Origin of the sequence: Stenotrophomonas sp. NPDC077659 (assembly GCF_050268705.1) — a bacterium.
In the GTDB taxonomy this organism is placed as follows: domain Bacteria; phylum Pseudomonadota; class Gammaproteobacteria; order Xanthomonadales; family Xanthomonadaceae; genus Stenotrophomonas.
Genome location: NZ_JBNNHG010000072.1, coordinates 11,040 through 17,498 on the forward strand (window position 1 = coordinate 11,040; position 6,459 = coordinate 17,498).

The window sequence follows — 6,459 nt, forward strand, 5'->3', positions numbered from 1 at the left end:
CAGTAGAGCCAAGCCATGCTCGGCTGCGTCTGCTTCCCAGTAGAGCCAAGCCATGCTTGGCTGATTTTCGCGGAGAGCAGTCGAGCACGGCTCGACTCTACAAAATCGCCTCAATCAGCGATGTTGCGCACCTCGGCGGTGCCCAGGATTTCCGGATGCTGCAGGGGCTTGCGGCGGTTCAGCAGCGGGTGCAGGAACACCGCACCGACGATGATCGCCACGCCCAGGTAGAACCACGGCGTCACTTCGCGCTGCTCGCGCAGCAGCACCACCGCCAGCAGCACGGCGTACACCGGTTCCAGGTTGGTCACCAGCTGTACGGTGTAGGCACTGAGATGGCGCAGGGCCACCAGGGCCAGCGCGAACGGCAGCAAGGTGCAGGCACCTGCCAGCACCAGCAGCAGGATGCCGTCGTGCAGGTTGGGTACCACCCACAGCGGGCTGGCCAGCGCCGGCAGCAGGTAGGGCATCAGCGGGGCCAGCAGCGTCAGGGTCAGGGTGCCAGCGCCCAGTTCCAGCGCGGTGACCGTCAACGGGTCGGCGTGGCTGACCATGCGCTTGTTGAGCGACCCGAACACGGCAACCAGCAAGGCCGACAGCGCGCCGATCAGTACGCCCAGGCGCATGCCATCGGGCACGCCGCCCACCACCAGGGCCACACCGGGCAGTACCGCCAGGCCGAAGGCCAGCTCGCGCAGCTGGAACGGCCGCTTGGCCACCCAGGGTTCGATGATGGAGGTGAACACCGGCGCCAGCGCGATGCAGGTGGCCGCCACAGAAGCATTGGCCAGCTTTACAGCGCCGTAGAACGTGAGCCAGTGCAGGGCGACCAGCGCACCGATGCCGGCATAGCCGGCCACCAGCCGCAGGGGCAGGGTGCGCAGCCCGCGCCAGACCCGTGGCAGCACGGCCAGCATCACCACCACCAGCAGCATGCGCCACCACACCAGCGGCAGGGCGGGCAGGGTGATCAGCTTGCCGAGGATGGCAGTGACGCCCCACAGCAGGACACAGAAGTGGATCTGCCACAGCGCTTTGCGGGTGTCGGGTGTGCTCATCCGCCTATTGTGAGGCAAGGCGGACGCTGCAGGGCTACCCGCCAGTGGAAATGCCGGCGTGGTCGACCCGCCGCTGCAGGGCCATCGCTGCGGCCGGGTTTCGTGCTTTGCCCGCGCCGATGCACAGCAGGTAGACCTCGCGCGGCTGCGGCGCAGCAGGCTGGGCCAGGCAGGGCAGGTCGTGCACCGGTTCGCCCTGCGACCAGCGCCGCGCCCGTTCGGCCCAGCGCAGCAACTGCGGGCGTGGCAGGCCGTCGCGCAGTCGCGCTTGGCTGCGCTTGATGCGGGCGTAGACGAAGCCGGCGCTGACATCGCCGTGCAACGGCGCTTCGTCGCTGTCCTCGATGACCAGGGCCACACCATGGCGGCGAGCGGCGGCGACCAGCTCAGGTCCATGCACCTGTGCATTGCGCACTTCCAGCGCATGCTGCAGCGGCACGCCCTGCAGGGTCTGCGGCAGCGCGGCCATCAGCGCTTCCAACGCCTCCGCATCGGCAGGGTGCCTGGGGTCGAACTGCCACAGCAGCGGACCCAGCCGGTCACCCAATGCCAGCGCGGCCTGTAGAAAGGGGACGGCCGCCTCGGCGGTGGACGACAGATCGCGGCGCTGCACCAGGTAGCGCGGCGCCTTCATCGAGAAGCGAAACCCCGCCGGTGTCCTCGCGGCCCACTGCGCGCACTGCGATTCGGTAGGCGTGCGGTAGAACATGCCATTGATCTCGATGCAGCGCAGGGCATGGCTGGCGTGGGCCAGTTCCTCGCGCTGCGGCAGGCCGGCGGGGTAGAACACGCCGCCGCGCCACGCGGGAAACACCCAGCCGCCGATGCCGCAACGGATCGCCGCAGGCTTCACTGGCCGTGGTCCGCGCGCCACGGATCGTAGCTGCCGAACCACCACAGGTAGCCTTCCGGATCGGCGCAGGCGTAGCCCCGTCCGCCGTAATCCTGGTCGGCGATGTCGATGACGATGCGTGCGCCGGCCGCTTTGGCACGCGCGTAGTGGGCGTCGGCGTCGGCAACGATCACGCAGGCACTCTGGGTCTGCCGACCACCGACTTCGTCGGGCATCACCGCCAGCTTCGACCATTCGCCGCTGTTGCTGGCCGAGCCGAGCATGACCATGCCGCCGCCGAATACCAGCTGCGCATGGAACACCGTATCGCCATCGGCATACACGGCCTGGGCATGGAAGCCGAAGGCGCGCTGCAGCCAGTCGATGGCGGCCAGCGCATCGCGGTAGCGCAGGCACGGAATGATGGTGGAACCGGTGCTGGATGGATCGCTGTGGGCCATGACACCCCTCCTATGGCACAGGGCAGCATTGGCCGCTGGCCGTTACCATCGCGCGAAACCCCGGTGACGGCCTGCACATGAACGCCACCCCCGTTCGGAGATGGTGCTGGATGAACAACTGGATTGGAGGCGCCGTGCTGCTTGCCTGCGCAACGATGGCGAATACGGCTGCCGCCGCGCCCACCCCGGCGCAGCTGCAGGATCTGGATGCCACGGTCGAGCGTGTGCGTGCGCAGTTCGACGTGCCCGGCGTGTCCGTGGCCGTGGTCAAGGATGGCCAGATCGTGCTGGAACGCGGCTGGGGCGTGCGCGAGCTGGGCAAGCCGGCGCCGGTGCAGGCCGACACCCTGTTCGCCATCGCCTCCAACACCAAGGCCTTCACCGCCACCGCGCTGAACCTGCTGGCCGAGGACGGCAAGCTGAAGATGGACGACAAGGTGATCGATCATCTGCCGTCGTTCCGCATGTCCGATCCCTTCGTGACCGGGCAGATGACGATCCGCGACCTGCTGTCGCACCGCAGCGGCCTTGGCCTGGGCGCCGGTGACCTGCTGTTCTGGCCAACCACCTCCTACAGCAATGCCGAGGTGGTGCAGCGGCTGGGCCAGGTGCCGCTGAAGGGCGGCTTCCGCGAGCGCTATGCCTACGACAACATCCTCTATGCGGTCGCCCAGCAGGTGATCGAAAAAGTGTCGGGCATGAGCTACCAGCAGTTCCTGCAGACGCGCATCTTCGACAAGGTGGGCATGGCCGGCACGCGCTACAACGCCGACCACCTGCAGGCCGGTGACACTGTGGCGGTCGGCCACGCCAAGTACGATTTCAAGGATCTGCGCACCGTCGCGCCGTTGACCTGGTCGAACAATGCCGGTGCCGGCGGCATCTATTCCAGCGCGCATGACATGGCCCGCTGGATGCAGGTGCAGCTGGCCGAGGGCAAGCTGGCCGATGGCACGCCACTGTTCAGTGCCAAGACCCAGAAGGAGATGTGGCAGATGATCACGCCGCAGGCCATCGCCGCACCGAGTGTGCCCGAGCTGGAGCCGGCGCGAGCCAACTTTGCCGGTTATGGCGAAGGCTGGAGCCTGAGCGACTACCGTGGGCAGAAGCTGGTCTGGCACACCGGCGGCTGGCCGGGCATGGTGTCGCGCCTGACCCTGGTGCCGGGTCAGCAGCTGGGCGTGGTGGTGCTGACCAACCAGGAATCCGGTGCGGCGTTCAACGCCATCACCCTGAGCGTGCTTGATGCCTACCTGGGCGGCGAGAAGCATGACTGGGTCGACGCCTACGCCAAGGGCGTGGCCAAGGGCCAGGACAAGGCCGATGAAGCCTGGGCCAGGCACCAGGCCGCGCGCGCCAAGGGCAGCATGCCGTCGCTGCCGCTGGCCGCCTATGCCGCCACCTACCGCGACCGCTGGTATGGCGACATGGTGGTGTCGGCCGAAGGCAAGGGCCTGCGCCTGCGCTTTGCCAGCACCGCGCAGCTGAGCGGCCGCCTGGAGCACTGGCAGCACGACACCTTCATCGTGCGCTGGGATGACCGCTCGCTCAATGCCGATGCGTTCGTGAACTTCAGCCTGGACCCGGATGGCAAGGTGCGCGAGGTGCGCATGCAGTCGGTCTCGGACCTGACCGATTTCAGCTTCGATTTCCAGGACCTGCTGTTCACCCCCGTCACACCATAACGGTAGTGCCGGCCGCGGGCCGGCAATCATCGCGAGGTTGCCGGCCAGCGGCCGGCACTACCTGGAACACAGGGCACACACCGGCCATGGGATAATCGCCGTGCTGATCTGGCGAGGGAAGGTGATGTTCCGTTGGTTTGAATCCCTGATTCCGGTGTTCCCGCCCGTGGACGGCCGCATGCCACCACAGAAGGTGCTGCCGTTCTACCTGCACTACCTGCGCCCGGTGTGGCCGGTACTGCTGGCCACTCTCATCGCCGGCCTGCTGCTGGCGCTGGTGGAAGTGGCGATGTTCGACTACCTGGGCCGCATCGTGGACATGGTCGCCGAGCAGCCCGGCGCCGGTTTCTTCCAGCGCCACGCCAACGAACTGGGCTGGATGCTGTTCATCACGGTCATCGCCCGGCCGATCCTGGTCGGCCTGCACAACCTGCTGGTCAACCAGGCCATCGTGCCGGGCCTGAGCAACCGTTCGCGCTGGCTGATGCACAACTACGTGGTGCGGCAGAGCCTGAGCTTCTTCCAGAACGATTTCGCCGGCAGCGTCGCCAACCGGGTGATGCAGACCGGCACCTCGCTGCGCGAATCGGCCGTGCAGATGGTCGATTCGCTCTGGTACATCGTGGTCTACACCGGCACCGCGCTGTACCTGTTCGCGCAGGCCGACTGGCGCTTGATGGTGCCGCTGATCCTGTGGCTGCTGGCCTATGCTGTGATCCTGGCGTACTTCGTCCCGCGCGCGAAGGAACGCGCTTGGATCGCATCGGAGGCGCGTTCCAAGGCGATGGGGCGCATTGTCGATGGCTACACCAACATCCCCACGCTGAAACTGTTCGCCCATGGTGGCCGTGAACAGGCTTACGTGGCCGAGTCGATCCAGGAACTGGCGGTCAAGCACCGCGCGCAGACCCGCATCACCACCGGCATGGACCTGACCATCGCCATCGTCAACGGTTTCCTGATCGCCGGCACCTGCGGCCTGGCGCTGTGGCTGTGGAACGGCGGCCATATCACCGTGGGCGCGATCACCCTGGCCACCGGCCTGGTCATCCGCATCCACAACATGTCCGGCTGGATCATGTGGACCATCAACGGCATCTTCGAGGACATCGGCACGGTGCAGGATGGCATCACCACCATCGCCCAGCCGCTGACCGTGCAGGATCGTGAGGACGCCGTGCCGCTGCAGGTCAGCCAGGGCGGCGTGCACTTCCAGGACATCCATTTCCACTACGGCAAGAAGGGCGGGGTGATCGCCGGCCTGGACCTGGTGGTGAAGCCAGGCGAGAAGATCGGCCTGGTGGGTCCGTCCGGCGCCGGCAAGTCGACCCTGGTCAACATCCTGCTGCGCCTGTACGACCTGGAAAGCGGTCGCATCCTGATCGACGGGCAGGACATCGCCCATGTCACCCAGGAAAGCCTGCGCCAGCAGATCGGCGTGGTCACCCAGGACACTTCGCTGCTGCATCGCTCGATCCGCGACAACCTCCTGTACGGCCGCCCCGATGCCACCGACGGGCAGTTGCGTGCGGCCGTGGCCAAGGCGCGTGCCGAGGCCTTCATCGACACGCTGGTGGACGGTCAGGGCCGTCGTGGCTATGACGCGCATGTCGGCGAGCGTGGCGTGAAGCTGTCCGGTGGCCAGCGCCAGCGCATCGCCATCGCCCGGGTGCTGCTGAAGGACGCACCGATCCTGGTGCTGGACGAGGCCACCTCGGCGCTGGATTCTGAAGTGGAAGCGGCGATCCAGGACAGCCTGGACGAGTTGATGGGCGGCAAGACGGTCATTGCGATCGCGCACCGCCTGTCGACCATTGCGCGCATGGACCGGTTGGTGGTGATGGACCAGGGCCGCATCGCCGAGACCGGCACCCATGCCGAATTGATCGCCGCCGGTGGCCTGTATGCGCGGCTGTGGGCGCGTCAGACCGGTGGGTTTGTCGCGGCCGATCAATGATTGCTTCGGGGTCGGATCTTCAGGTGGTGGAGGGCGTGGTCGTACTGGGTAGCAGCGCCGCTGCTCAAGCGCCTGCTGTATCGTGCGGTGAATTGAACGCCATCCACGCATGGCGTGGATCTACTGGCAAACGGAGAACATCCACGCCATGCGTGGATGGCAATAGAGCCACACCATGCGTGCCGTGGATCCACGCCATGCGTGGATGGCAATAGCAGGCTGCTGAAATACCAGTCGCCACGCGAGGCGCCACAGTCAACATTTTCCACCGCATGTCGGACCTGGTGAAAAATTGACCATGCAGGCACAAATGCATGGCCTCCAGCGCCTGATTCGACCTGATTGCAGGCCTTTTCATACCGTTTCCCCGGCCTGTAGGCACACCTGCCCCAAGCTGCGCATGCGCACCAGGTTGTAGGCGGTCATGTTCAGCATGAACAGTTGATCCACCTTCTCCAGCCCCCGC

5 protein-coding genes are annotated in these 6,459 nt (G+C 66.5%); 2 read left to right on the forward strand and 3 right to left on the reverse strand.

Annotation, left to right across the window (positions count from 1 at the left end; translation table 11 throughout):
- Window positions 1–110: 110 nt before the first annotated feature.
- The 3 genes from ACQKDV_RS11755 to ACQKDV_RS11765 are packed head-to-tail and all read right to left on the reverse strand — an operon-like array spanning window position 111 to window position 2,351.
- A complete protein-coding gene (locus ACQKDV_RS11755; protein WP_427783917.1) occupies window positions 111–1,058 on the reverse strand; it encodes a DMT family transporter in 948 nt (315 codons plus the stop codon).
- 34 nt (window positions 1,059–1,092) lie between these two features.
- Window positions 1,093–1,911, reverse strand: a complete 819-nt coding sequence (locus ACQKDV_RS11760; protein WP_427783918.1) for a DUF72 domain-containing protein — start codon at window positions 1,909–1,911, stop codon at window positions 1,093–1,095.
- Window positions 1,908–2,351 (reverse strand): VOC family protein, encoded by a 444-nt coding sequence (locus tag ACQKDV_RS11765; protein WP_427783919.1) that lies wholly within the window; start codon window positions 2,349–2,351, stop codon window positions 1,908–1,910. Before ACQKDV_RS11765 ends, ACQKDV_RS11760 begins: the two co-directional genes overlap by 4 nt.
- Window positions 2,352–2,461: 110 nt before the next feature.
- Here ACQKDV_RS11765 and ACQKDV_RS11770 point away from each other — a divergent pair, with 110 nt between their 5' ends.
- Together ACQKDV_RS11770 and smrA are read left to right on the forward strand one after the other, a co-directional pair.
- The gene (locus tag ACQKDV_RS11770; protein WP_427783920.1) at window positions 2,462–4,036 is read left to right on the forward strand and encodes a serine hydrolase; all 1,575 of its coding nucleotides are present in this window, start codon (window positions 2,462–2,464) and stop codon (window positions 4,034–4,036) included.
- Between the two features lie 124 nt (window positions 4,037–4,160).
- The gene (gene smrA, locus ACQKDV_RS11775) at window positions 4,161–5,993 is read left to right on the forward strand and encodes a multidrug efflux ABC transporter SmrA (RefSeq protein WP_427783921.1); all 1,833 of its coding nucleotides are present in this window, start codon (window positions 4,161–4,163) and stop codon (window positions 5,991–5,993) included.
- Window positions 5,994–6,459 lie beyond the last annotated feature (466 nt).